The organism is Runella zeae DSM 19591 (assembly GCF_000423565.1).
In the GTDB taxonomy this organism is placed as follows: domain Bacteria; phylum Bacteroidota; class Bacteroidia; order Cytophagales; family Spirosomataceae; genus Runella; species Runella zeae.
The window spans coordinates 1-25,468 of record NZ_AUIF01000011.1 but is presented as its reverse complement, the minus strand read 5'-3'; the positions used below and the strand labels follow the sequence as shown (position 1 = coordinate 25,468).

The 25,468-nt window shown below is 41.7% G+C and carries 20 protein-coding genes; 5 read left to right on the top strand and 15 right to left on the bottom strand.

What is annotated here, in order from left to right; translation table 11 throughout:
• Positions 1-82: 82 nt before the first annotated feature.
• The 4 genes from G563_RS0103760 to G563_RS0103745 form a co-directional block, all read right to left on the bottom strand.
• Positions 83-2,494 carry an ABC transporter permease gene (locus tag G563_RS0103760; protein ID WP_157585053.1) on the bottom strand — a complete coding sequence of 804 codons (2,412 nt, stop codon included), beginning with the start codon at positions 2,492-2,494 and terminating at the stop codon, positions 83-85.
• Positions 2,495-2,604: 110 nt separating this feature from the next.
• Complete coding sequence (locus G563_RS0103755; RefSeq protein WP_028664127.1) at positions 2,605-4,962, bottom strand: ABC transporter permease; 2,358 nt, start codon at positions 4,960-4,962, stop codon at positions 2,605-2,607.
• A gap of 206 nt (positions 4,963-5,168) precedes the next feature.
• Positions 5,169-5,846 (bottom strand): ABC transporter ATP-binding protein, encoded by a 678-nt coding sequence (locus G563_RS0103750; protein ID WP_028664126.1) that lies wholly within the window; start codon positions 5,844-5,846, stop codon positions 5,169-5,171.
• Between the two features lie 99 nt (positions 5,847-5,945).
• Entirely contained in the window at positions 5,946-7,199 is a 1,254-nt protein-coding gene (locus G563_RS0103745) for an efflux RND transporter periplasmic adaptor subunit (protein WP_028664125.1), read from the bottom strand.
• Positions 7,200-7,651: 452 nt separating this feature from the next.
• Here G563_RS0103745 and G563_RS0103740 point away from each other — a divergent pair, with 452 nt between their 5' ends.
• Entirely contained in the window at positions 7,652-9,022 is a 1,371-nt protein-coding gene (locus G563_RS0103740) for a sigma-54-dependent transcriptional regulator (protein WP_028664124.1), read from the top strand.
• A complete protein-coding gene (locus G563_RS0103735) occupies positions 9,019-10,359 on the top strand; it encodes a sensor histidine kinase (RefSeq protein ID WP_028664123.1) in 1,341 nt (446 codons plus the stop codon). The genes G563_RS0103740 and G563_RS0103735 overlap by 4 nt, the downstream gene beginning before the upstream one ends.
• A 15-nt stretch (positions 10,360-10,374) precedes the next feature.
• Here the strand turns inward: G563_RS0103735 and G563_RS0103730 are convergent, their stop codons facing one another.
• The 8 genes from G563_RS0103730 to glgB form a co-directional block, all read right to left on the bottom strand.
• On the bottom strand, positions 10,375-10,677 hold the full coding sequence (locus tag G563_RS0103730) for a DUF952 domain-containing protein (RefSeq protein WP_028664122.1): 303 nt from the start codon (positions 10,675-10,677) through the stop codon (positions 10,375-10,377).
• Positions 10,674-11,744 carry a TerC/Alx family metal homeostasis membrane protein gene (locus tag G563_RS0103725; protein WP_028664121.1) on the bottom strand — a complete coding sequence of 357 codons (1,071 nt, stop codon included), beginning with the start codon at positions 11,742-11,744 and terminating at the stop codon, positions 10,674-10,676. The genes G563_RS0103730 and G563_RS0103725 overlap by 4 nt, the downstream gene beginning before the upstream one ends.
• Before the next feature lie 123 nt (positions 11,745-11,867).
• Positions 11,868-12,584 (bottom strand): alpha/beta fold hydrolase, encoded by a 717-nt coding sequence (locus G563_RS0103720; protein WP_028664120.1) that lies wholly within the window; start codon positions 12,582-12,584, stop codon positions 11,868-11,870.
• 127 nt (positions 12,585-12,711) lie between these two features.
• Positions 12,712-13,950, bottom strand: a complete 1,239-nt coding sequence (clpX, locus tag G563_RS0103715; RefSeq protein ID WP_028664119.1) for an ATP-dependent Clp protease ATP-binding subunit ClpX — start codon at positions 13,948-13,950, stop codon at positions 12,712-12,714.
• 216 nt (positions 13,951-14,166) lie between these two features.
• The gene (locus G563_RS0103710) at positions 14,167-14,769 is read right to left on the bottom strand and encodes a superoxide dismutase (RefSeq protein ID WP_028664118.1); all 603 of its coding nucleotides are present in this window, start codon (positions 14,767-14,769) and stop codon (positions 14,167-14,169) included.
• A 66-nt stretch (positions 14,770-14,835) separates the two neighbouring features.
• Positions 14,836-15,282 carry a nucleoside deaminase gene (locus G563_RS0103705; RefSeq protein WP_028664117.1) on the bottom strand — a complete coding sequence of 149 codons (447 nt, stop codon included), beginning with the start codon at positions 15,280-15,282 and terminating at the stop codon, positions 14,836-14,838.
• Positions 15,283-15,373: 91 nt separating this feature from the next.
• A complete protein-coding gene (locus G563_RS0103700; protein ID WP_028664116.1) occupies positions 15,374-15,610 on the bottom strand; it encodes an acyl carrier protein in 237 nt (78 codons plus the stop codon).
• A gap of 192 nt (positions 15,611-15,802) precedes the next feature.
• Positions 15,803-17,824, bottom strand: a complete 2,022-nt coding sequence (gene glgB / locus G563_RS0103695; RefSeq protein ID WP_028664115.1) for a 1,4-alpha-glucan branching protein GlgB — start codon at positions 17,822-17,824, stop codon at positions 15,803-15,805.
• A gap of 141 nt (positions 17,825-17,965) precedes the next feature.
• Between glgB and pnuC the strand changes: the two genes are divergently transcribed.
• The gene (gene pnuC, locus G563_RS0103690; protein WP_028664114.1) at positions 17,966-18,625 is read left to right on the top strand and encodes a nicotinamide riboside transporter PnuC; all 660 of its coding nucleotides are present in this window, start codon (positions 17,966-17,968) and stop codon (positions 18,623-18,625) included.
• A gap of 102 nt (positions 18,626-18,727) precedes the next feature.
• Here pnuC and G563_RS0103685 read toward each other — a convergent pair whose 3' ends face one another.
• Both G563_RS0103685 and G563_RS0103680 read right to left on the bottom strand, forming a co-directional pair.
• Positions 18,728-18,994, bottom strand: coding sequence for a hypothetical protein (locus G563_RS0103685; protein WP_028664113.1), 267 nt, complete (start codon positions 18,992-18,994; stop codon positions 18,728-18,730).
• A 343-nt stretch (positions 18,995-19,337) separates the two neighbouring features.
• Positions 19,338-20,702 (bottom strand): dihydroorotase, encoded by a 1,365-nt coding sequence (locus G563_RS0103680; RefSeq protein WP_028664112.1) that lies wholly within the window; start codon positions 20,700-20,702, stop codon positions 19,338-19,340.
• Between the two features lie 126 nt (positions 20,703-20,828).
• On the opposite strand from G563_RS0103680, the gene G563_RS0103675 reads away from it, so the two are divergent.
• Together G563_RS0103675 and G563_RS0103670 are read left to right on the top strand one after the other, a co-directional pair.
• The gene (locus tag G563_RS0103675; RefSeq protein ID WP_028664111.1) at positions 20,829-23,234 is read left to right on the top strand and encodes a TonB-dependent receptor; all 2,406 of its coding nucleotides are present in this window, start codon (positions 20,829-20,831) and stop codon (positions 23,232-23,234) included.
• Between the two features lie 4 nt (positions 23,235-23,238).
• Positions 23,239-24,159 (top strand): DUF4249 domain-containing protein, encoded by a 921-nt coding sequence (locus tag G563_RS0103670; protein WP_028664110.1) that lies wholly within the window; start codon positions 23,239-23,241, stop codon positions 24,157-24,159.
• A gap of 2 nt (positions 24,160-24,161) precedes the next feature.
• Here G563_RS0103670 and G563_RS0103665 read toward each other — a convergent pair whose 3' ends face one another.
• Positions 24,162-25,133 carry a zinc-dependent alcohol dehydrogenase family protein gene (locus G563_RS0103665; RefSeq protein ID WP_028664109.1) on the bottom strand — a complete coding sequence of 324 codons (972 nt, stop codon included), beginning with the start codon at positions 25,131-25,133 and terminating at the stop codon, positions 24,162-24,164.
• Positions 25,134-25,468: the final 335 nt, after the last annotated feature.

The following is a 25,468-nucleotide window of genomic DNA, read 5'->3' as shown; positions in this document are numbered from 1 at the left end:
ATTTGTCGTAGGGTCGTTGCAATGCAACGACCCTTGTATTGCAACGACCTTTGCATTGCAACGACCCTACGACAACGGTCATTTATTCCGATTTTAATGATTTGGCAGGATTTACCAATGCAGCTTTGGTAGCATAATAGGCAATCGCCCCAACGGCAACGGACAACACCACCCCAAAAAACATAATCATCAAGCCTATATTTAACCCTGCATAAAAAGTAAACATCTTATTCATAAACATATTCTCAACCAATCCAATCGGTAAAGCTACCACTGCCGCAATGAACAGTAGTTTCAAAAAACTCCACGACAAAATCCGAACTACTTCCCATACGCTTGCTCCCATTACTTTTCGGATTCCGATTTCTTTGTAGCGTTTTTCGGTGCTGTATGTCACCATGCCTAGTAAGCCCATAAGGGCAATCACAAAAATAATGAGTGAGGTCAAACCCATGATTTTCATATCTTCCGCCGGATAGTAGCGGTCATATAGTTCTTTTTCGTACCACGAATACCCCAATTCTTTATAAGGATTGTATTTTTTCCAAATGACTTTCATATCGGCCAAAAAAGCATCCTGATTTACTTGAGGATTGACTTTGACCGACATCATTGCAAATTGTGAAGGATTGTACTGGAATACTAACGGTTCTTTCTTGTATTGGTAATGGAAATGACAAAAATCTTTGACTATGCCCACAATTTGGGCAGGAAAAGCATTGTTCAAAAATACCTGCTGCCCAATCGCTTCGCGAGGCGTACCGAGGCGTAAACGTTGTACGGCGGTTTCGTTTAGTAAGATAAAGTGACTTGCTGAGTCGGTAGAAGAAAAGGGTAAATTTTTGCCTGCTACCAACGTCAGATTCATGTTTTCGATGAAGTTTTTATCGACCGAATAGTAATACGTGGATGAATTTTCATCCTTTTCATGTACTTTAATGGCTTGCTGCGACGGCACGCCTCCAAAGGGCATAGACACCAAGCCTATTTTTTCTACGTCCTTGTGCTTTTTGATGTCATCTATCAATACACGATAATCTTGTCCTGCCAATGATAAATTAAAAATTCCTTTTCGGTTAAAATTATCGTTTTCGGTAGCCATATAACTAAACTGATTGTACATATGACCAATCATAAACAAGAATCCCAAAGTGGCTATAAATTGAATGACAATCAGGCTTTTTCGAAAGTTTACTTTTCCAAATGAAACCGGCCCCAGCATACCTTTCAGGACCATGGCAGGTTGAAATTTTGATAAGATTATGGCTGGTAATGCCCCGGCCAAAATGCCCAACACCAAAGTGAAAATCACAAACATTCCTCCGATTAGCATTTTGTTTTCGACTTCCCAAGTAAGCCATTGTACTTGAAGGTTTTGTTTCATAAAATACAACAACACTAGCCCAATCCCGAAGGCAAAGAAAGCAATGATGAGGGCTTCACAAATAAACTGAATCACCAACTGTAGTCTAATCGCCCCCATCACTTTGCGTACGCCTACTTCTTTGGCACGACTCAACGACCGCGCCAACGTCAGGTTGGTATAGTTGAAACCAGCCAACAACAAAATCATTAAAGGAATGAAAAAGTTGAAATAAATATCTTCCATCGAATCCACATAAGGATTGTATCTCAAATCCTCGACACTTGGAGATATATCGGCCAAAGCCTGTTTCCGAAACAGATTGGTCTTTTTGGCAGCCGTTAGGTTGACATTAGTCTTCTTAGCTACTCCTTGCAGCGCAAAATCTAAGGCACTTGCAGGGGTATTGGGCTGTACTCTCACAAAGGTGTGGGTTTCGTAAGTTCTCCATCCTGTGTTTTGTTTTATCTCTGGACGAAATTTTTCTAACGTCGCTATCGATACCATTACATCACTTCGAAACTGTGTCTGTTTTTTGAAGGGCTTCAATACACCCGTTACTGTCATGGGGCCGTAGGTAGGGTGTACTAGTGTTTGTCCAATAGGATTGGCATCATTAAAAAATCTGGTAGCGGCTTCATGGCTCAACATCAACGTATTGGGAGCTATTGAAATACTTCCTTTGGCGAGCGAAAATCCAAAAAGTTCAAAAAAACTAGGCTCTACGTATAAGGTGTTTACTTTCAACGACTTAAACGGGGTAGTCAGCTCCCAACCAAAGTCCCGCACCACTTTGGTCGCCTTTTCGATGCTAGGATAATTGCTTTTTAACTCATCCGCTAGTAAGTAGGGCGACGAAGCATACTTTGTCACTGTCCCTTCGCGGGTTACTTCGTTGGTCAAAACTCGGTAAATGCGTTCGGGATGAGGGTGAAAATTGTCAAACTCAAAAGTGCTTTGAAGATGCATCAAGGCCAATAGCGCAAAAGGAATAGCCAGTCCCAAACCCATGATGTTGATGAAGGAAAAAAGCTTGTTTTTCCAGAGGTTTCGAAACGCTATTTTGATATAATTGGCTGTCATACCAGCCCCCCAACCCGCAATGGGGAAGGAATTATTTGATGTTTTCATAATTCTATTTTCCGTATTGGGATGTTGTTGTAGAGACGTTGCATGCAACGTCTCCACCGCTACCGCATGCAACGTCTCTACCGCATGCAACGTCTCTACGTGACGTCGATTTATTCTGATTTCAACGATTTTACGGGATTCATCAATGCAGCCTTGATAGCCTGAAAACTGACCGTAACAAGCGCAATCACCAAGGCACTAACGGCGGCTATTAAAAAATACCACCATTCCAGATCAATGCGGTAGGCGTATTTTTGAAGCCAATCTTTTAGGAAATACCATGCGATAGGAAAGGCAATGAGCGTGGCAATCAATACCAATTTTAGAAAATCCAAAGAAAGCATTTGAACTAAGTTGCCAACGCTTGCGCCCAATACTTTCCGTACGCCTATTTCTTTGGTACGTTGTTCGGCAGTAAAGGCTGCTAATCCAAACAGCCCCAAGCATGAAATAAAAATGGCTAAGAAGGCAAAGTAGTTGGAGAGATTACTAACTACATTTTCGCTTTTATACTGTTTCGCAAGTTCTTGGTCGGCAAAGAAGTACTTGAAAGGAAAGTGAGGGTTAAACTGTTTAAAGATTTTTTCGGTGCTAGCGATAGCCGTTGGGATTTTTCCAGCCTCGGTACGGATTACTACTACACCCCAATAGTCGTCTTTGGGCTGTAATCGCAAAATCAAAGGCTCGATAGGTACATGAAGTGTATTGTGATGGAAGTCTTTCATCAACCCTACAATCGTTCCCTTGCGTCCCCACATTGTCATTTCTTTACCTACGGGGTCTTTGTAGCCCATTTTGCGGGCGGTGGCTTCATTGATGATATAGTTGGTGGTATCAGTACCAAATTGAGGACCAAAATCACGTCCTTCAATCAGCTGTATGCCCATGGTTTGGATGTAATCATAAGAGATAGAATTGTTGGCAAAGAGCAGAAGCTGAGTGGTATCTTTGCCAGGCCAAGACACCCCTTGGGTAGAAGAACCCACCTCCAAAGGATTGGCCTGTGAAGACGTGACAAGCTTGATACCTGGTTGATTTTGAAGTGCTTGCTTAAACGATGCAAAGTTTTTTTGTAAATCTCCCTCTAAGGGCATGTAAAGCAGATTTTCGCGGTCAAACCCTATATTTTTAGTCTGTAAGAAATTGATTTGGCGGTGTACAATAATCATTCCTACAATGAGAATGATAGACAATGCAAACTGAAACACCACCAATCCTTTGCGAAAATAAGTGGCACTAGGCTTAAATTTGAGTGCTCCTTTCAAGACTACTACAGGATTGAGCGACGACATAAACAAGGCTGGGTAACTCCCCGCTACAAATCCCGTAAGAAGGGTTAGAACAACTAAAAAGAGCCAGAAACTGCCTTCGGTAAAGTTGAGAGAAAGCTCTTTTTCAGTAAGCATATTGAAAGTAGGTAACAACAAAAATACAATCAATAGGGCTATCACAAGAGACATAAAAGTGATGAGAATAGCTTCCCCGATAAATTGGCCAATCAAAACACTTTTCATGGCACCGATTACTTTTCTGACTCCTACTTCCTTGGCCCGTTTCACCGAACGTGCCGTGGCTAAATTCATAAAATTGATACACGCAATCGCCAAAATAATAATGGCAACGATGGCAAAAATACGGACGTAATCAATGCGTCCACCGTTTTGACGACCACTATCCCAGTTAGAATATAAATATGACTCTTGGTATGATTGTAAAAATAATTCTACGTTGCTGTCTTTATTTTTGGTTTTAATATACTTTTTGATTTTGGCATTTACCTTTTCAAGAGAAGCACCTTTGACGAGCATTACGTAGCAGCGAGGACCATTGTTGCCCCATTCTTTTGCCCATCCGTTGGTTTTATGCCAACGGTCATAGCTCATCAAAAAGTCAAATTTAAGGGAGGAATTTTTGGGGATTTCCGCCAAAATACCCGTCACCATCATATCATCTTTGCTATCAATTCGGATGGTTTTGCCTAAAGCATCTTGGTTGGGAAAATATTTATCTGCCAGTTTTTTAGAAATCACGACTCCATCGGGGCGTTTGAGGGCAGTGCGGGCATCTCCTTTGTCGAGCTTAAAGCTAAACATGTTTAGAAAATCGCCTTGTACATAGCGGCCTTTTTCTTTGTCGAAATTGTTGCCAACCGTAAAAAGCGGTTCTTCTTCCCATAGCATCTGACTTGCTTTTTCTATTTCGGGAATATCCTTTACGATGTTTTCGGCCAAGATGCCAGGGGTAGAAGCGTAAGTCTCAATTTTACCAGAATAAAACTGATTTTCCATTACCCGATAAAGACGAGGGCCATTTTCGTGGAAAGAATCCATCGCTACTTCATCTTGCACCCATAGCATGATGATAAGGCTACAAGCCATTCCGAGAGCTAACCCCAAAATATTAATAGCCGAAAAAGCCTTGTTTTTTTGGAGATTACGAAGGGCTATCTTGAAGTAATTGCTAAACATGATTAAAAGAGCTGTTGAATAGGTTTTTGAGAAATGAGGAAAGGAAAAAACAGCGTTGTGCTTGCTCTGTTTTTCTTATAGCAGCATTATACAAACAGCACTGCCTCACTCAAGGCAAGTAGTGTGAAGAAAAAAAAGTGCTGTATGGGATAGATATAAAGGAGAGAAAAGTAAGCATTCTTTGACTTTTCTCTCCGTAGCAGGGGTTAAACCCGCATTTTTTCGGTTACTACTTTTCCGTCAAATAAATTGACAATACGGTGGGCAAAGCCCGCATCGTAAGGTGAGTGAGTCACCATGATGATGCTTGTGCCTTCGTCGTTGAGTTGAGAGAGGAGTTTCATCACTTCTTCGCCATTGGCAGAGTCCAAGTTTCCGGTAGGCTCATCGGCCAAGATTAATTTGGGCTTGGCTACTACCGCCCGCGCGATTGCGGTTCTTTGTTGCTGTCCACCAGAGAGTTGTTGAGGAAAGTGATTGCGACGGTGCATGATATTCATACGGGTCAAAACGGTCTCTACCATTTCTTTACGCTCATTGGCTGGAACCTTGAGATAAAGCAAAGGAAGCTCTACGTTTTCATACACCGTTAGTTCGTCGATAAGGTTAAAGCTTTGAAATACGAAGCCAATGTTGCCTTTACGAAGCTGGGCGCGTTGGCGTTCGGAGAGTTTGGCTACTTCGGTGCCATGAAAATCGTAGCTGCCATCAGAGGGGTTGTCAAGCAATCCTAGGATATTGAGAAGGGTGGATTTTCCACATCCAGATGGCCCCATGATAGCTACAAATTCGCCATCTTTTACTTCCAAATCTATTCCGTTCAGGGCTGTTGTTTCTACTTCTTCGGTAGTGAAGATTTTTTGGAGATTAGTTGTTTTTATCATCGTAAAGTCAAAATTATGGATTCAAGAATTGTGAGGATGAAAATGGCTACTCGATAAGAGACTCAATATAAAACCGAGGGTTGCTTTCTTAAGGGTTGATTAATTTAATTCCAATACTTCTTTATCTCCAAAATTGGCGTACGAACTTGTAATCACTTTTTCACCATTTTGAAGGCCCTCCAATACTTCATAAAATTCGGGGTTTTTGCGGCCCAAAGTGATGTTTCTTTTGACGGCCCGCTTGCCGCTATTGTCTAAGACATAGACCCAATTGCCGCCTGTATCCGAGAAAAATCCGCCTACTGGCAATAAAAGAGCCTTTTCTGCTTTTCCTAGCTCAAGACGAATAGGGGTAGATTGGCCACGTTTGATTCCTTCGGCAGCGCCGGTGGCAGGAAAAATCATGTCTACTTCAAAGCGACCATTGCGTACTTCAGGGTATATTCTAGAAATGGTGAGGGGGTTTTCTTTTCCGTTAAAATCAAAAGTACCTTTCAGACCCACAAAAATCCGAGAAATATAGTGCTCATCTATGGCTACTCGCATTTTGAAGCCGTTGAGGTCGTCAATTTGTCCGATGTTTTGTCCTTGGCTGATGTTAGAACCTACTTCTACATCAATCGAAGACAAGACGCCACTTACGGGTGCTTTTACCACCAAGTTGTCGAGGGTTTGCCGCCACAGCTCTACGTTTTTCTGAGTACGCGAGAGCGTACCTTCTAGCTGTGCGATTTGCATCTTGGCGTTTTCTTCCTGATAGTTTTGTGATTCGGTTTCGATTTCCTTTTGTTTAACCAAAAGCTCATAATCACGTTTTGATTTCAAAAAATCAGACTCAGGCAATACTTTATCTTTGAAAAGTTTCTGATTGCGTTCATAAACATCCTTCGCTTGGTCGATTCTGAACTCCAGATCGTTGAGAGTACGGAGAATATTGAAGCGATTGACTTTCAGTTGTTGGCGGGTATTTTGGAGGTCGTTTACCAAGCGGCTTGCTTCAGTTTCGGATTGCAAGAAGCTTAATTTTAAATTTTGGTTTTCAAGTTTGAGCAATATCTGTCCTTGATTGACCATACTACCCCCTTCTACGAGTTTTTCTTTGACGTACCCTCCTACAATCGCATCTAAGCGGATGATTTTGAGGGGTTGGACTACACCTGTCACAACAATAAATTCATCGAATGAGCCCATTGAAACCGACGAAACAGTGAGCTTTTCGGCTTCTACGTTAAGTTTTGAGCGTTTATCTGCAAAAAATACCTGATAAACGACAAAAGCCACAAGGGCTGCCCCACCCGCAAACATGAGAGTGCGTTGGGTATTCCAAAATTTCTTTTTGCGTACGCGGTCCATTGAGCCTTGAGTATGGTTGCCCGTGGTTTGGTTGATGAGCGGATTCTTAACTTCCATGTGAAATAAATTTAAGCAAAATAATTTTTAGAAAAATGGTAAACAAAATGGCTGTTAATAACAACGCCTTGTCTGGCTCACGCTTCTCTTAACCTAAACTAATTTTCAAATCGTGTTTTTATGGCTGTATGAGTACATTTACAATGCTGCCAATACCCGTGCCAGAAACATAAGTGCCTGTATATGAATGATTTATTTTTATAGAATGCTTGGCAATTTGTCCGAAAACGGACAACCGTTGTACGGCTTTGGACAAGAATAAAAATAGCCCTATTTCTTAATGCTTGATAATGAGGGATTTCGTATTTTGGCACTCTAATTGGGTAATAAACAATACAGAAAGTCTTCTTAAGATTGTACCGAAAAATTAAATCGTCCATTCACAAATATCTCAAATGCAGACAGCCAAAATATTAATTGTTGACGACGACGTAGATGTCCTTAGTGCTGCTAAGTTGCTTTTAAAGCGTCATTTTAGCCAAGTCGATATTGAAAAAAATCCGCAGCGAATTCCTTTTTTAGTCACCAATGGAGATTATGATGCCATCTTGCTTGACATGAACTTTACGCGGGATGTCATCAGTGGTAAAGAAGGCTTTGATTGGCTTGATCGGATATTGGATATTGACCCCTTAGCGGTGGTGGTTCTTTTTACGGCGTTTGGCGATGTTGAAATGGCGGTCAGAGCGATGAAAGCTGGAGCGATGGATTTTGTGTTGAAACCTTGGGAAAACGACAAACTCTTGGCTACGATGCAAGCGGGAGTTCAGAAAAGAGCCAATGATAAAGCACAGGCGGGTTTAGCTGCCCCCATAACTACCCACAAAGCCGCTCCTGCTCACCAAAACTCTAGTATCAATTTGGTATTTGTAAGTGCTCTCATGCAGCAGCTCTTCGAAACCGCCGAGCGCGTAGCCGTTACGGATGCTACCATCTTGATTTTGGGAGAAAATGGCACGGGAAAAAGCGATTTGGCGCAGTTGATTCATCAAAAATCCAAACGTGCCGACAAGCCTTTTGTGACAGTCGATTTGGGGGCTATTCCAGAAAGCTTGTTTGAAGGCGAATTGTTTGGGCACGTCAAAGGTGCTTATACTGATGCAAAAGAAGACCGAGCGGGGCGTTTTGAAGAAGCCAATGGCGGCACTCTCTTTCTGGACGAAATCGGCAATTTGTCGTTGCCAATGCAGGCCAAGTTACTGACTGTTTTACAAAGTCGCATCGTAACTAGGGTAGGCTCCAACAAACCAAAACAGGTGGATGTCAGGATTATATGTGCTACCAATCAGCCACTTGGACAAATGGTAGCTGAGCGAGCGTTTCGTCAAGATTTGCTATATCGTATCAACACCATTGAGTTGCGTTTGCCTGCTTTGAGAGAGCGCCCTGAAGATATTATGCCTTTGGCTGAGTTTTTCTTAAAGCAATATCGGCATCAGTACAAGCGCGTAGTTACTACTTTTAGTGCGCCGTTGGTCAAACAATTGCAACGGTATAATTGGCCCGGAAATGTGCGAGAGCTTAGAAGTGCGGTAGAGCGGGCGGTAATTCTTACCCAACAAAATGCCTTACAACCCGAAGACTTTTTCCAAAATGCTTTTACGGAAGCATCGCAATTTTCGGAAACATACCAACTCGAAGAAATGGAAAAACAGTTGATTGTGAAAGCAATGAAAAAGTACAGTGGTAACATTACCGAAATCGCACGAGAATTAGGGCTGTCGCGGCAAGCCCTCTACCGTCGCATGGAAAAATACGGGTTATGAGACATTTTTCTATCGGGATTTTGTGGCGGATTTTGTGGCTAGTGGCGAGCATATCGGCCTTGATTTATTTTTTTCCGCAGCAGCAATGGGTACTCTCTGCCCTGATAGGGTTAGTGTGTTTGATTGCGGTGATTCAGTTGTATTATTATGTAACCAACACCAACCGCAAGCTCGCCCGTTTTTTTGAGTCGGTGCGATATTCTGATTTTGCCATCAAATTTCGTTCTGATGACAAAATGGGCGATAGCTTTCGCGAAATCAATCAACAATTCAATGAAGTATTGGAGGCATTTAGGGTGGCTCGTGCCGAAAAAGAAGCAAACTTACAATACCTCAATACCATCGTTCAACACATCAGTACGGGACTTATCAGTTTTAGCGGTCAAGGGCGCGTAGAGCTGGTCAACAGTGCCGCACTTAAAATGCTCAATATCTATCGCCTACGTCAGCTTGATGACCTGAAAGAGTCTCATCCGCAGCTGTATACTTTGGTAGAAAATCTCCATACTGGCGTAAGACAGCTCTATCAAACGCCTGACGATGAGCCATTATCGGTACAGGCTACGCAAATCCAACTGAGAGGTAAAGTATTGAAAATTTTGGTGCTTCAAAATATTCAATCCGAATTGCAGCAGAAGGAAATCGAAGCTTGGCAAAACCTAACGAGGGTACTGCGCCACGAAATCATGAATTCTTTGACCCCGATTTTGTCGCTTGTAGGTACGATGAAAGACATTGTAGAGCTTGATATATTGCCCGTAGTACCCGAAAACGAAGGCGTACAAGACTTAAAAGAAGCCCTCCAAACTTTACAAAAACGCAGTGCTGGCATCATCCAATTTGTGAATGCTTACCGTGATTTTACGACGCTTCCCAAGCCTGTTTTAGTAGATATTCCAGCCAAAGAGTTGCTAAATAGGATTGTACAATTGTTTCAGAAAGGCTTGCAAGATGCTTCTATCGAAACTACCGTAACAGTACTGCCCGAATCTCTCATCCTTAAAGCGGATGCCGACCAAATCGAACAGGTCCTTATCAATTTAGTGAAAAATGCTATTGAAGCTTTGGAGGAAATTCCCAATGCTCACCTTACAGTCAAAGCTTATGCCGATATGAGTCAGCGTATGTATATTGAGGTGGCAGATAATGGACAAGGGATTGAACCCGAAGCATTAGAGCGGATTTTTATTCCTTTTTATACTACCAAAAAAACAGGCTCAGGGATTGGCCTAAGCCTGTCTCGTCAGATTATGCAGCAGCATGGTGGACAGTTGAGTGTTTCGTCGGCCGTGGGCGAGGGTACTACTTTTGTGATGGTGCTGCGGGGAGCAGAGTAAAAAAGCAAATCATCCCTAACTTCGCTTGCCCCAACTTATTTTTACAATCGCCTCTCGGTTAATCGGCCCATAAACGTGTGGAAAAGTTTCGGTACTATCCGGTACAGCTTCGTACAAAAGCGGCGATGTGAGCTTTGTCTCATCAATGTGAAGTAATAGCAACTCTGAAACATCGCCATAAAAGCGCTCTAGTACCCCAGCAATCTGCTCGTGTCGGCTACAATGGATGAAAGTTTCGGTGGCAAGAGACTCGCTAATGTAGGTGGCCTCTTGCTCAAACTGTGCCCAATACGCTGGACTTACGAGGTGATAAATCATGGGGTCGTTGCGGGTTCGGGTTTTTTAGGAAATAAGAGAGACGCAATAACGGCGACCGATAAAATCCCCACAATGATATAAAGCGAATAAATCGTTTTAAAGCCCCATGCCTCTAGGTAGTGGTGAGCCAGCATTTTGATCCCTATGTATGACAGCAATATACCAAGACCAGGCTTGAGATAATGGAATTTGTCCATGATACTCGACAAAAAGAAGAACATCGAGCGAAGCCCCATAATGGCAAAAACATTGGAGAAAAATACAATGTAAGGGTCTTTGGTAATTGAAAAAATGGCCGGAATAGAATCTACCGCAAAAATCAAATCGGTAAAAGCAATCACAATCACAACCACAAAAATGGGGGTGATATACCATTTTTTATAACGTTTGTGATAGACAAAGAAATGATCAATGACATTTCTTTTATACACATTGAAGTACTTAGACGCAAACTTTACCGCAATATGCTCGTTGGGATTGATTTGTTCGTCCTCTTCTTTTTGAAACAAAATCTTGATACCTGTATATACCAAAAAAGCACCGAAGATATAAATAATCCATTCAAATTTTTGGAGCAAAGCTGCACCTACGAATATAAATACAAAGCGGAGTAATACCGCCCCCGAAATCCCCCAGATGAGTACTTTTTTGTAGAATTTTTCGTGAACTCCGAAAGAGCTAAAAATCAAAATAAATACAAAAATATTGTCGGCCGAGAGAGAATACTCCACCAAATAGCCCGTGATATATTCAAGGGCCATGTTGTTTTGAAAAATTTGTAAACTTTCTTCAAAATTGCCGGGTACTAGCTTCAGGTGATTCGCATATTTGCTGACAATAGCCTCAAGATGCTCCAGATCCGAGACATCATGCACCAAATAGCCGTAGTTTTTAATAAAAAAATAAAAACCAACCGATAAAGCTACCCAAACAGCGCTCCAAATCCCAGCTTCTTTGAAGCTAACGATGTGGCTTTTTTGTTTGGTGAACACACCAAGGTCGATGAGCATTATGAAGATAACAAAGAGCGAGAAGGCTCCAAAAAATAGAAGTTCGTTAGAAATCATCGCTTACGCGTGGGTTAGTTGTGAACTGTTTCGGACTCATAATCCCAAAACAGTGGTCAAAGTTCCGTAGATTCTTCCACATTGACAAATGGCAATACAGAGAAGATGAGCGGATAAAATCACTTAGTTGGTTTCTAGGAAAGTTTTGATGGAGTCTGCACAAGCATCTGTGTCTTCAATCATGCCCATGTGGCCTGCTTCGGTCAAAATCACCGTAGAAGCTTTGGGGGGGAGTTCGGAAAGGCCGATGTTCTTTTCGAATACAATGAGCTTATCTTGTTTTCCAAAAATGAATAAAACGGGAAGGGAGGTTTCGCTAAGTATGTGGGTACGGTCAGGGCGATTCATAATAGCTTTAAATCCCGTAATGACAGCCTCTGTGGGAAGTTGACTATATCGCTCCACGTGATTTTTGACGATTTCTGGGTTTTTCTCGGCAAATTCTTCGGCATACATGTTAGGGCCTGATTGGCGGATAAAAGCTGCCGCTCCGTGATTTTCCATAAATGCCAGTGTTTTTTTACGCTGTTCTTTTTTGGCTTCGTCGTCGGCATAGGCCGTGGAATGAAAAAGACCAAAGCCTTCTAACAAATCAGGATATTTCTCGGCAAAAGCTAAGGCAATATAGCCTCCCATCGAATGACCTAGTAAAGTGCATTTTTCAACACCCACCGAAATCAGCCATTGATAGAGCCAATCGACATAAGCTTCGATACTTTGGTAAGCTACCTCTGATGAATAATCGGGAGTGAGTACTTGGTAATCGGAAAGTTTTGTGCTTAGAGGCTCCCATATTTTAGAGTCAACTCCGTGGCCATGCAAAAGTACTAAGGTTTTCATACGCTAAAATCTGTGTTTTGGTGGGGATGAATATAGCTAAAAAAAGACTTCCCAAGTTATGATCTTACTCTTTTTGTTTGAGTAGAATTAACTTGGGAAAGTCAAAAAAGAAAAAAATGGGGGTATGCTAAGCAACAGATTTTAGCACATACAGCGAGGAACGCTCAAATTTTTCACGAGCATAATCAAGCGTAAGTGTAAACTCCGTAACATCTTTCATCGAAGGAAGGTCAAACATAGCATCGGTCATGATAGCTTCGCAAATTGACCGTAATCCTCTAGCCCCTAATTTGTAAGTAAGTGCCTGAGCTACAATGTATTCTAGTACGTCTTCGTCAAAATTTAGTTTGATGCCTTCCATCGCAAACAATTTTTGGTATTGTTTGGTGAGGGCATTTTTAGGCTCTGTCAAAATTTGACGCAAGGCATCAGCATCAAGCGGGTTGAGGTGAGTCAATGCTGGAAGACGGCCTATCAATTCTGGAATCAAACCAAAAGACTTAAGGTCTTGCGCTGCTACATATCTCAGGAAATTGCCTTTATCAAAAATCTCACCCAAACGGCGGTCGTTGGTAAATCCTATGGGACGGGAGTTGATACGTTTGGCAATATGGCGCTCGATACCATCAAAAGCTCCACCACAAATGAAAAGGATATTTTCGGTATTGAGTGGGATGAGTTTTTGGTCGGGGTGTTTACGGCCTCCTTGGGGCGGAACGTTTACGATAGACCCTTCCAATAGCTTGAGGAGGGCTTGCTGTACTCCTTCGCCGCTCACATCACGAGTGATAGAAGGATTATCGCTTTTGCGGGCTATTTTGTCGATTTCATCAATAAACACAATACCTCTTTCGGCGGCTTCGGCGTTGTAATCTGCCGCTTGAAGAAGGCGGGTCAGAATCGTTTCTACGTCTTCGCCCACATAACCGGCTTCGGTGACCACGGTCGCATCAGCAATACAAAAAGGCACTTGCAACATCTTCGCAATGGTACGTGCCAAGTAAGTTTTACCTGTACCTGTTTCACCCACCATGATGATGTTGGTTTTTTCGATAGTCACCTCATCCTGAGATTTGGGCTGCATGAGGCGTTTGTAGTGATTGTACACCGCTACAGATAAGGTTTTCTTGGCTTCATCTTGACCAATCACATACTGGTCAAGATAGCGTTTGATTTCAAGGGGTTTGACAAGGTTGAACTTAGGTGTGCTCGTTTTTTCCTTTTTCTTTTTAGGATACAATTCCTCCTGAACTACGCCATAGCCCTGTTCGATGCAGAAATTACAGATATGGGCATCAATTCCAGAAAGGAGAAGTTGAACCTCGTTTTTGCGCCTACCGCAAAAAGAACAATTTATTGCTGCCATGGAAGGTGTCAATGTGAACAAATTAAGATTTTGATGATTGCAAATTTAAGGGGAAAACACAAACAAACCCCAATAAGTTTATCTAACGGTCTTACGTGTTTGAGAGTGAGGGCGTTGCAATATTATATGATGGAACTTTAAAAAATAATTACGGCGACAAACTGCCGTTTTACACAGTTTGTCGCCGTAGCTATAGGTTTTATCTTAAAAGGTTACTTAGCCTTGAAAATTAGCTTCTGCTACGTTCCAATCTACTACATTCCAAAACGCATCCACGTAATCAGGGCGTTTGTTTTGGTATTTCAAATAATAAGCGTGCTCCCATACATCAAGTCCGATGATAGGGGTTCCTTTTACATCGGCGATGTCCATCAAAGGATTGTCTTGGTTAGGAGTAGAAGTAATCGCTACGCCTCCATCTTCGGTTTTGATAAGCCATGCCCATCCTGAGCCAAAGCGGCCAAGCGCTGCTTTTTTGAATTCATCTTTGAAAGCGCTGAATGAGCCAAATTTTGCATCAATAGCTTCAGCCAAAGCACCTACGGGTTCTCCACCGCCGTTGGGCGACAAAATTCCCCAAAAGAAAGTGTGATTCCAGTGACCACCGCCGTTGTTGCGTACTGCTGGTGAAATAGCACCCGCATTGGCTACCAATTCTTCTAAGCTTTTATCTTCGTTGGGGGTACCTGCTACCGCGTTATTGAGGTTGGTAACGTAGGTATTATGATGACGACCGTGGTGGATTTCCATGGTAGCTTGGTCAAAATGAGGCTCTAACGCATCAGAGGCGTAGGGCAAAGGAGCTAATGTAAAAGCCATAGTAGATATTGAATTTATGAAGTTTTAAAAAATTAAGATTCGACTCCAAAACACCATGCCAGCCGATTACGTTCGCAGCTTGAGGAAAAATTTCTTCAACAATTGGGATATTTCTACCTCTAAAACGCCTTTTTTAACGATAGTTTTTGGATGTAAAATAGAAGGTTGAATGAGCGAAAAGCCGCGTTTTTCGTCGGAAGCACCATATACAATTTTGCTGATTTGAGACCAATAAAGCGCTCCTGCACACATTACACAGGGTTCGAGGGTCACATAGAGTGTGCAATCTTTGAGGTATTTGCTTCCTAAGTATTCGGCGGCGGCGGTGATGGCAAGGATTTCGGCATGAGCCGTGACGTCGGAGAGTTTTTCGGTGTGGTTGAAGGTCTTCGCAATCACGCGATTTTGGCACACCACAACGGCTCCCACGGGGATTTCGCCCGCTTCGGCGGCAGCTTCGGCCTCATAAAGCGCCATTTGCATGTAATATTCGTCCGAAAAAAGAGGGTGCATACCTAAATCCAAAAAGAAATAACTAAATATGAAAAGAGGATACAACTTAGGTAGTTATATCCTCTCTATGAATGTTTGGAAATAAGACCTCTTAGGCCATAGCGACGTTTTGTTCTTCTTCCAAATATTGCATCAATTTACTCATAGTAGTGAGTTTATGATAGTCTTCATCTGGAATGCGAAGTCCAAATTCCTGCTCAAGTTTCATCATCAAATCTACGGTATCGAGGCTATCGAAGCCCAAATCTTTGACAAAATGAACCTGATCAGTTACGGTACGGCGCTCTACGCCAAATTCTTCTAGGATGGTCAAGATACGGTCTTTCATGGCAATGTATGTTAATGTTTAGTGTATAAACCCTACATTTGAATTAACGCCAAGAAAGACATAAAAATTTCAATAAATAAGATGAAACTAATAACTATTTATTTTTATTGAATTCAATCATCTTATGTTCAATAAGATATGAAAAAAGATTTTTGTAAAAAAAACAGAATCCATCGTTGATTTAAAAATAGATTAAGATTTTTTCTTCAAAACAATTCCACCTAAAGGAGGAATTGTAATCACCGTTGACTGTGGCTGATTGTGCCATTTCAATGATTCTGTTTCTACTTTTTGGGTATTGCTTACGCCACTTCCATAAAAATCTGAGGAATCACTATTGAAAATTTCTTCCCATTCACCTTCTGATGGAATTCCGATACGGTAGCCACTTTGAGGTGTGGGTGTCATATTGAGAACTACCACCAAAGTATCGCTGGGATTAATTCCTTTGCGTGAAAAAACAACGATACTATTGTCGCGGTCTTGGGCATCAATCCACTCAAAACCCTCGGCAGAGAAGTTATAGTCGTGAAGGGCAGGTTGATTTTTGAGCAAATGATTCAATGATTTCAAACAATTTTGGGCTCCTTTGTGGGGTGCAAGTTGGAGGAGATGCCAATCAAGCGATTGTTCAAAATTCCATTCTTTTAGTTGGCCAAATTCCCCACCCATAAAAAGTAACTTGGTGCCTGGGTGTGTGTACATATAAGTAAACAAAAGACGTAAATTGGCAAAGCGTTTCCACTCATCGCCGGGCATTTTATCAAGTAGGGAGCCTTTACCATATACTACTTCATCGTGCGATAGAGGAAGCATGAAGTTTTCGGAAAAGGCGTATACTAGACTAAATGTAATTTGGTCTTGGTGCCAACGACGATACATAGGGTCTTTTTGGAAATATTTGAGGGTATCGTTCATCCAGCCCATCATCCATTTCATCCCAAAACCTAGTCCTCCTATGTATGTAGGACGAGATACGCCGGGAAATGCCGTAGATTCTTCGGCAATCGTCTGTGCATCTGGGAATTCGCTGAAAATAGCTACGTTTAGCTCACGCAAAAAGGCAATGGCCTCTAGGTTTTCGCGTCCACCAAATTCATTGGGAATCCATTCGCCGTGTTTACGAGAATAATCAAGATAGAGCATTGAAGCGACTGCGTCTACTCTGAGGCCATCTACATGATAGCGATCAAGCCAAAATATAGCGTTTGAAATAAGAAAGGAGCGGACTTCATTGCGGCCATAGTTGAAGATAAAGCTTTTCCAATCAGGGTGATAGCCTTTACGGGGGTCGGCGTGTTCGTAAAGGTGCGTTCCGTCAAACGCAAAAAGACCGTGGGCGTCGCCCGGAAAATGCGACGGCACCCAATCCATATACACACCGATGCCTTCCTGATGAAGACGCTCAATGAGGTACATCAAATCTTGTGGAGCACCCATACGCGACGCGCAAGAAAAATAACCCGTGATTTGGTAGCCCCATGAGGGAGGATAGGGGGCTTCCATAATAGGCATCAATTCTACGTGCGTAAATCCCATATCTTTGACGTATCCTACGAGACTATCGGCGATTTCCCGATAGTTTAAGAATCTTGTAGGCTCAGCAGGGTCGCGCATCCACGAACTCAAATGCACTTCATATACCGATATAGGCGAAGTGAGAGAGTTGTGTTTACGGCGATTGCGCAACCATTCAGCGTCTTGCCATTCGTGCCATGTATCCCATACTACAGAAGCCGTTTTGGGAGCTACTTCGCACCAAAGAGCAAAGGGGTCGGCTTTCTCAATTTCGGCGTCATTGATATTGGATTTAATAAAATACTTATAAACTTCGCCTCGCCCTATATGAGGCACAAAACCTTCCCATATTCCTGAGTTGTCCCAACGTAGGCTTAAAGGATGGCTTCCTTTGTTCCAACCATTAAAATCCCCAATGACCGATAGGTATTGGGCGTTTGGTGCCCACACGGCAAAGTAAGTCCCTATTACTCCCTTGTATTCCATTACATGAGAGCCGAGCTTTTCGTATAGCTTATAGTGTTTACCAGATTTAAAAAGATATATATCAAAATCAGTAAGCCGAGAGTAATTTTCGACACCCTGCAAAGGGTCATTTACGATAGGTTCGGGTACGGTTTCAGCTTTTTTGCGAGTTTTTTTTGGGGCGGGAACTTCGGCTACGACTTCTTTTTTAGTTTTTGCTGATTTTGCCATAATATTGATATTGGAGGATGATTCTTCGAGGGTTATGTGACGCAAAATAGACTTTTTCAAGCTAAAATTGCACTATTGTACAAAAAAATAATTTGTTTGGTGAACATACTTCCATTCAAGCAAACACGCAAAGAACACACAATGAATTTTTTTGATATTAACACCATTTTTTTTGAGGCTTTGGGTTATAAAATGAGCCATTTGGAGTTTTGGGCTACGATTACAGGGGCAGTGGCGGTGTGGTTGTCGGCTCGTGAAAATGTATGGAGTTGGATTATAGGTCTTTTTAATGTAGTTCTAGCTTTTGTGATGTTCTACCAAATCCAGCTTTATCCTGATATGTTTTTGCAGGTTTTCTTTTTTATTACAAACCTAATAGGCTGGTGGCAGTGGAAGTTTCCTAAAGAAGAAGAGGCCAACCAAAAAAATGAATTAAAAATAAGTAAACTTTCATCGACCCAATGGATAATGCTTGGGATAAGTGGGGTAGGGGCGACGTTTCTGATGGGACATTTTGCCAAAAATCTTCATGAGTGGTTTCCTCGCTTATTTAGTATTCCCAGTGCTTTTCCCTACATGGATTCGTTTACGACTATCATGAGTGTGGTGGCGACTTTTATGTTGATTCGTAAAAAAATTGAATCTTGGTATATGTGGTTGTTGATTGATATTATTGCTACTTACATGTACTACATCAAAGACGTGAAGCTTTATTCACTTTTGTATTTTGTGTTTTGCTTTATTGCTGCTTTTGGGGCTTACCATTGGACCAAAGAATACAAAAGTTATTTCAAGTCGTAAGACTTGCTCAATAAGAATTGACACAAAAAAAACCAACTTGATATAGTTGGTTTAAATTTTGAAAGGATATATACAAAAGCGCTTAGACTTATCGCTTTGTTGTTATGAATTGATTAATTTCCAAAATAGTGCCACGATACTCCCAATAGTCGAAACAGCTTGACGAGTTTCCTCTGCGCCATTTTGTGCTTTGGTAGTCACTTCTTTCAATACCGAAGTACTCGGGGTTACGTTTACTTTTTTCGGTTGACTTGCCGCTGTACGTTCCACTAAAGCCTTGTGGTTAGCAAAGATATTGTGAGGGCGACCAATCGAAAAAGCAGAAGTGCTTAACAAACACAAAACGGCGGCGAGGGTGATAGCTTTCATGACTGTACGGGTTTTTAAAATGGTCGATTTTTTTATCTATTTATTGTCTGGCTGTAATGTTGATACAAAGATATATGTTTGCTATGGTATTATGCAATACAAAGTACCTTGTTTTTTGCTTGATTAGTGATAAAAGGCAAATTTTCAGGATAAGTGGTAGGTGTTTTTGGCTCTTCGCTAAATCCATCCGTTTGTCACATAAACATTGAAGATTTGCTTCACACAACATTATGATGCAAAGGTGTGATGGAAGGTTGCATCACACCAAAAAAAAATGACAAACGCGCTCTTATTCCCGATGAAACGGATAAAACGTGGGGTGAACCAAGTCAGCTTTTAATGCCTAATGAGAAAAACGCAAACGTTTACCTTGCTTCGATTCGTCAAAAGTACCATTTTCATAAACCACATGCCCTGATACCAATGTATGAGTCACTTTAGATTGAAACGTTGTACCTTCTAGGGGAGACCAACCGCATTTGAATAAAATATTTTCTTTGGATACGAAGGTAGTTTGATTCAAATCAACCAGTACCAAATCTGCCCAATACCCTTCTCGAATGTAGCCACGTTTTTCGATTCTAAATACATCTGCTACGGCGTGGCTCATTTTCTCCACTACTCTTTCGAGGGAGATTTTGCCTTGAGCTGCAAATTCAAGCATGATATTGAGAGAATGCTGCACCAAAGGTAAGCCTGAAGGGGCAGCCCAATATCCTTTGGATTTTTCTTCCCAGGTATGAGGTGCGTGGTCGGTCGCAATTACATCGATACGATTGTCTAAAACGGCCTGTAGTATTTGTTCTTTGTGATGAGGCGCTTTGATAGCGGGATTGCACTTTATCAAATTTCCGAGTCGATGGTAGTCTTCGGCGTCAAACCATAAGTGGTGTACACAGGCTTCGGATGTGATTTTTTTTTGCCGCTTTTCTATATCGCTTATGGATGAATTTCCATAACTTCCTATCTCAAAAAGTGAAGTTTCTTCGCCCGTCGAAATATGCAATATGTGTAAACGGGTGCCATATTTTTGGGCAAGGCTCACCGCCAACGACGACGATTTCAAGCAAGCTTCTTCGTTTCGAATCAGGGCATGAATATCATAGGGGACTTGGTCTCCGTAGCGTTCTTTAAACATTTCGGTACGTTGACGTACTGTAGGCTCATCTTCACAGTGGGTTGCAATGAGACAAGGAGCCGTTGAAAATAACTTTTCTAGCACATCAGGCGAATCAACTAGCATATTGCCAGTAGAAGAACCCATAAAAATCTTGATGCCACATACATCAGGGCAGATTGTTTTCATGACCTCATCATAATTGTCGTTGGATGCCCCCATGAAAAAAGAGTAGTTGGCCAACGATGTTTTAGAAGCAATTTGGTACTTATCTTCCAACAACGCTTGAGTAAGGGCATTAGGAACTGTATTGGGCATTTCCATAAAGGAAGTCACTCCGCCAGCTACGGCAGCTTTGGCTTCGGTATAGATAGATGCTTTGTGAGTGAGTCCGGGTTCTCTAAAATGTACTTGGTCATCAATAACCCCTGGCAAAACATACTGCCCTTTGGCATCAATGAGACGGTCGACCACTAGATGCGAAAGATTAGGCGCTATGGTATCGATAAAACCATTTTTTACTAAAATGTCTTGTTCTAAGATTTGTCCTTCATTGACGATACGGGCATTAAGAATAAGAATAGTTTGCATCTCAATCTATACGTTTAGAGCCTGATGTCACCTTTATAAATCTAGGGTTGACACTATTTTATGTAATAGGCTCGTTATTAAAAATAAAAATTCAAACTTACGACTCATTACCTAAACAGCCATCGAATGAGGTACTTTTTATTTTTTTCTCTTTTCTCTTTGTCGATTTGTGCTCAGCAACGCTTTACGGTAAGTGGATTTGTGAGAGAGCAAGGGAGTCAAGAGCAGCTCATTGGTGTAAATGTTTTTTTACCCGGAACCAATACTGGCACAACTTCCAATACTTACGGTTTTTATTCTTTGACTCTCCCTAGCAATGATTCTGTCACAATAGCCTTTTCTTTTGTGGGATACGAAACCGTACAGCGTACTTTTCGATTAAACAAAAACACTGAACTAAATATCTCTTTAGCGCCGATAGGGCGGCAACTGGAAGAAGTGGTAGTCTCTGGTAAGCGTGACAATGAGCGTATCAGCGAATCGCCTCAGATGAGCCGAATCGATATTCCGGTACAGCAAATCAAGAAAATTCCAGCTTTTTTGGGTGAAAAAGATGTGCTACGCGTATTACAGTTAATGCCTGGTGTACAAAAAGGCTCGGAAGGACAAACGGGTATCTATGTAAGAGGAGGCGGCCCCGATCAAAACCTTGTGATTCTGGACGATGCCCCCGTCTATAATGTAAGTCATTTGTTTGGGTTTTTCTCAGTGTTTAATGGAGATGCGCTCAAAAGCGTAGAACTTATCAAGGGGGGATTTCCGGCTCGTTTTGGAGGGCGCCTTTCGTCGGTCATTGAACTTAATATGAAAGAAGGTAATAAAGAAAAACTTCACGGAGAAGGAGGCGGGGGGCTCATTGCTTCACGACTTACCCTTGAAGGCCCAATCAAAAAAGGCAAATCTTCTTTTTTAGTATCAGGGAGGCGTACTTATCTTGACCTTTTGGCTCGCCCGCTCATTGCTGCCCAAAACGACGGTAATAGTACCGGAGGATATTATTTTTACGACTTGAATGCTAAACTAAATTATGATTTTGGACAAAAAAATAAACTATACGCTAGTGGCTATTTCGGACAAGATCGATTTTTTTTTAGAGACAAAAGTTCGTCTTCTTCTAGCGAAGGTGGGCTTAATTGGGGCAATGCTACAGGCACAGTTCGTTGGAATCACCTCTTCAATGAGAAAATGTTTTCGAATGCCTCGCTCATTTTTAGTAATTACAAATTTCAGATTTACGCCAAAGATACCCGCACCAGTGGAACTACCCAGAACGAATACGAACTTAGATACAGCTCTGGAGTGAGAGATTGGGGGTTAAAATATGACGTTGATTATTTTCCTAATCCACAGCATGCTTTACGTTTTGGCGTTTCGACTACCTTGCATCGGTTTACCCCTAGTGCCGTAGTGGTCAAAGATTCCGACATTGCACAATTTAAAACGGAAGTAGAGGCTTTAGACAATGTAGAATCGGGGATATATGTAGAAGATACATGGAAGCCTACCAATAGGTTGAAAGTAAATGCGGGGTTAAGGTTAAGTTATTTTCAGGCTGAGACAAAACGCTATCTACGCCCTGAGCCTCGTATCTCAGCAGCCTTTATGTTGCGTTCGGATTTGTCTTTCAAAGCTTCCTATGCTCGTATGAATCAGTACATCCATTTACTTTCCAATACAGGGATAGGATTACCTACTGATCTTTGGGTACCAAGTACCGACAAAATCGCGCCTCAGCAATCAGGTCAGGTTGCGGCGGGTTTTGCCAAAGATTTCAGCAAAAAAGGACTTGCTTTGTCGATTGAAGGTTATTACAAAACCATGAACAACATCGTTAACTATAAAGAAGGAGCAAGTTTTTTATTGATAGATGGCCCTGAAGGAGCCGATAAAATCCGCTGGGATGATAATCTCACGGCGGGTAGAGGCTGGTCGTATGGAGCAGAAATATTGTTACAGAAAAAAACAGGGAAACTGTCGGGTTGGATTGGCTATACCCTATCTTGGACTCAATGGCAATTTGCGGAGCTTAATGCTGGCAAAACTTTCTTTCCTCGCTATGACCGACGCCATGATTTTTCTATTGTGGGTATTTATGAGCTTTCACCGCGTGTCACGTTGTCAGGGACTTGGGTATATGGTACAGGCAATGCCCTCACTCTGCCTCAAAGTAATTATACGGCTTTTCAGAATGCCACTATTCCCTATTTAAGTAACAACAACTCTTCTTTAATCAATACTACTTTTGGAGGAGGAAGAGCGGTAAGTGACTATGGTCCTAAAAATAGCTTTCGAGCTGAGCCCTATCATCGTTTTGATTTAAGTCTCCAATTTCACAAGAAAAAGCGCTATCACGAACGTACTTGGGAATTAAGTGTCTATAATTTATATAATCGGCGAAATCCATTTTTTTATAATTTAATCACTCGCCCCGTATACGATAGCGCTGGCAAAGTCATCAGCAATGAAAGAGTATTACAACGCGTTTCGGTTTTCCCGATTGTGCCTACCTTGAGCTATAACTTTAAATTTTAGAACTGTGAAAATAGTTGCAACAATCGCTACTCTGCTTCTGTTAGGCGTATTTACTGCTTGTGATACCCTCATCAAAGATGTTGATCCTAGTCTATTGCCTCAGACCGTTAACAAACTAGTGGTACATGGGTATCTCTCTCCTCAAGATACCGCAATCAATATCATGGTAAATCGAAGCAACGAAGTACTAGGAAATATATATAATAATACTGGCAGTTCGGCTTCTTTAACAGGGGCAACTGTTTTGCTTTCTAGCCAAAATCGGGAAGTCAAACTTCCTTTCAATACCAAAGATTTGGTGTACCGAATATCTGTAAAAGAAATGCCTATCGTGGAAGGTCAAACTTATTCTTTGAAAGTCACCCTTGGTGACCAAACAGTTCAATCGTCTTGTACTGTCCCTAAGGCCACATTTATCAAAGAAATAAAATTTGATTCTACACTTTCAACCTCCATGTTTTCTTCAGCTCAAACTTATTACGACTATCTATACCGCATCGTATGGCAAGACGTTCCAAATCAGGTTAATTATTACCGAGTAGCGGGCTATTTATTCCAAATAGAAAAAATACAAACAGGGCCTAACAACTATCAAATGATGCCCAATATTACTAATATCAACTTCAGGGATAAAAGTCGTCTTGGAGATTTGGTATCAGACCAAAATGTTGATGGGGAAACCATGATTTCAGACGCTGGTAGAATAAGCGCTTATACGCTCACTCGCCCCGTACAAAACTCCCGACAAGTAACTTTAATGCTTCTTAGTTGTGATAAAAACTACTATGATTATCACCGAACCGTCCGCTCGTTTGATGACGACAACCCCTTTAGCGAACCTACTCTGATTCCAACTAATATCCAAAATGGACTTGGATGCTTTGCCGCTTACAATAAAAGTTCTATCAACATTACTCTAAAATAGATTTAAGGCTTGAGTAAGACCTTACCCCATCGTCCTGATGCTTCGGCATGAGAAACTGCTTTTTTGATTTCATCCAATCCATATACTGCTTCTATAGGTATTTGTACTTGACCAGTTACAAGTAGGTTTATTACTTCTTGAGATACTCTTTGACGAGTATTGGTATCTACCCTACGCATCCAATCAGTAAGCCAAAATCCCCTCAATGTCAGTTCTTTAAATATCATCAGTCCTACATTTACTTGAGGGTCTTGAAGACTAAGTGAGCCGTATATAAGCATTAATCCTCCTCTACTCATACATTTCACGGCTTCGCTTGCGGTGTGGCCACCTACACACTCTAGTACCGCTTTTACGCCTTCGTATTTGGTGATATGTTGGACTTTTTTAGGAAGATTTTCTTCTGAGGTATTCACTACTTCATCCATTCCGAGGCTTTTAAGGTCTTCTGTATGGTCATTATGGCGTACTGTCCCGATGGTTTTGATTCCTCTCATTTTACAAATCTGAATCACCATTTTGCCGAGCGCCGAGGCGGCTGCTGTAATCATGAGCCATTCCCCGCTTTTTACGCCTGATTCTTCTACCATTGCTACTGCCGTAAAGGGGTTGACAAACAACTGCGCTGCTACATCATCTGGCATAGCTTCGGGTACGGGTATCAAAGTTCGGTGATTGGTAATAACATACGCTGCCCAGGTCCCGATTCCGGTAAAACTTACCCGTGTACCTATGGGTATTTTGACGTTTTCGCCAACAGATTCTACAATGCCCACTCCTTCAAAACCCGCGCCAGAGGGTAAATGAGGTCGAATACCATATAAATTCTGAACAAACATAATATCAGAGGGATTGATAGGGCTTGCTATCACCTTGATAAGTACTTCATCGGCATTAGGAACGGGGGTAGCGACTTCCTCTACGGCTAAAATATCGTAAGGCTTGCCAAATTGATGGAATACAACTTTTTTCATCTGAAAATATATTAAGCCCGACAGGGCAAATTAGGGTTAAAAAGTGCTAAAAGCGTTATTTTTGGTCAATGTAATGACAAACAACTTTTTGAGTCGTCATAGAATTTTTCTTAAAAAAGGCAGCAAGGAACTGTGAAAATTTCATCTACGTGCTTATGTATCACAACTCTGTGTGCTTTGCTGCCAAGGCCAGTTTCATGAACGGGATGTTATCACCAGTAAAAATCGGCCTTTAAATTCGTTAAGCGGCTGTTTCCAACTGCTTCAATTCTTTTTTTAGGTAAGCGATTCGCTTATCCTTTCTATTTTTCTCAAACCACTCATTGCCTAAGTCT

Bases quoted from the DNA above. Each gene is read 5' to 3' on its own strand.
- clpX (WP_028664119.1), bottom strand. From the start codon at position 13,950: ATGGCAGCAATAAATTGTTCTTTTTGCGGTAGGCGCAAAAACGAGGTT.
- pnuC (WP_028664114.1), top strand. From the start codon at position 17,966: ATGAATTTTTTTGATATTAACACCATTTTTTTTGAGGCTTTGGGTTAT.
- G563_RS0103720 (WP_028664120.1), bottom strand. From the start codon at position 12,584: ATGAAAACCTTAGTACTTTTGCATGGCCACGGAGTTGACTCTAAAATA.
- G563_RS0103740 (WP_028664124.1), top strand. From the start codon at position 7,652: ATGCAGACAGCCAAAATATTAATTGTTGACGACGACGTAGATGTCCTT.
- G563_RS0103750 (WP_028664126.1), bottom strand. From the start codon at position 5,846: ATGATAAAAACAACTAATCTCCAAAAAATCTTCACTACCGAAGAAGTA.
- G563_RS0103760 (WP_157585053.1), bottom strand. From the start codon at position 2,494: ATGAAAACATCAAATAATTCCTTCCCCATTGCGGGTTGGGGGGCTGGT.
- G563_RS0103735 (WP_028664123.1), top strand. From the start codon at position 9,019: ATGAGACATTTTTCTATCGGGATTTTGTGGCGGATTTTGTGGCTAGTG.
- G563_RS0103665 (WP_028664109.1), bottom strand. From the start codon at position 25,133: ATGAAAAAAGTTGTATTCCATCAATTTGGCAAGCCTTACGATATTTTA.
- G563_RS0103730 (WP_028664122.1), bottom strand. From the start codon at position 10,677: ATGATTTATCACCTCGTAAGTCCAGCGTATTGGGCACAGTTTGAGCAA.
- G563_RS0103745 (WP_028664125.1), bottom strand. From the start codon at position 7,199: ATGGACCGCGTACGCAAAAAGAAATTTTGGAATACCCAACGCACTCTC.
- G563_RS0103675 (WP_028664111.1), top strand. From the start codon at position 20,829: ATGAGGTACTTTTTATTTTTTTCTCTTTTCTCTTTGTCGATTTGTGCT.
- G563_RS0103685 (WP_028664113.1), bottom strand. From the start codon at position 18,994: ATGAAAGCTATCACCCTCGCCGCCGTTTTGTGTTTGTTAAGCACTTCT.
- glgB (WP_028664115.1), bottom strand. From the start codon at position 17,824: ATGGCAAAATCAGCAAAAACTAAAAAAGAAGTCGTAGCCGAAGTTCCC.
- G563_RS0103725 (WP_028664121.1), bottom strand. From the start codon at position 11,744: ATGATTTCTAACGAACTTCTATTTTTTGGAGCCTTCTCGCTCTTTGTT.
- G563_RS0103710 (WP_028664118.1), bottom strand. From the start codon at position 14,769: ATGGCTTTTACATTAGCTCCTTTGCCCTACGCCTCTGATGCGTTAGAG.
- G563_RS0103705 (WP_028664117.1), bottom strand. From the start codon at position 15,282: ATGCACCCTCTTTTTTCGGACGAATATTACATGCAAATGGCGCTTTAT.
- G563_RS0103755 (WP_028664127.1), bottom strand. From the start codon at position 4,962: ATGTTTAGCAATTACTTCAAGATAGCCCTTCGTAATCTCCAAAAAAAC.
- G563_RS0103700 (WP_028664116.1), bottom strand. From the start codon at position 15,610: ATGAAAGACCGTATCTTGACCATCCTAGAAGAATTTGGCGTAGAGCGC.
- G563_RS0103680 (WP_028664112.1), bottom strand. From the start codon at position 20,702: ATGCAAACTATTCTTATTCTTAATGCCCGTATCGTCAATGAAGGACAA.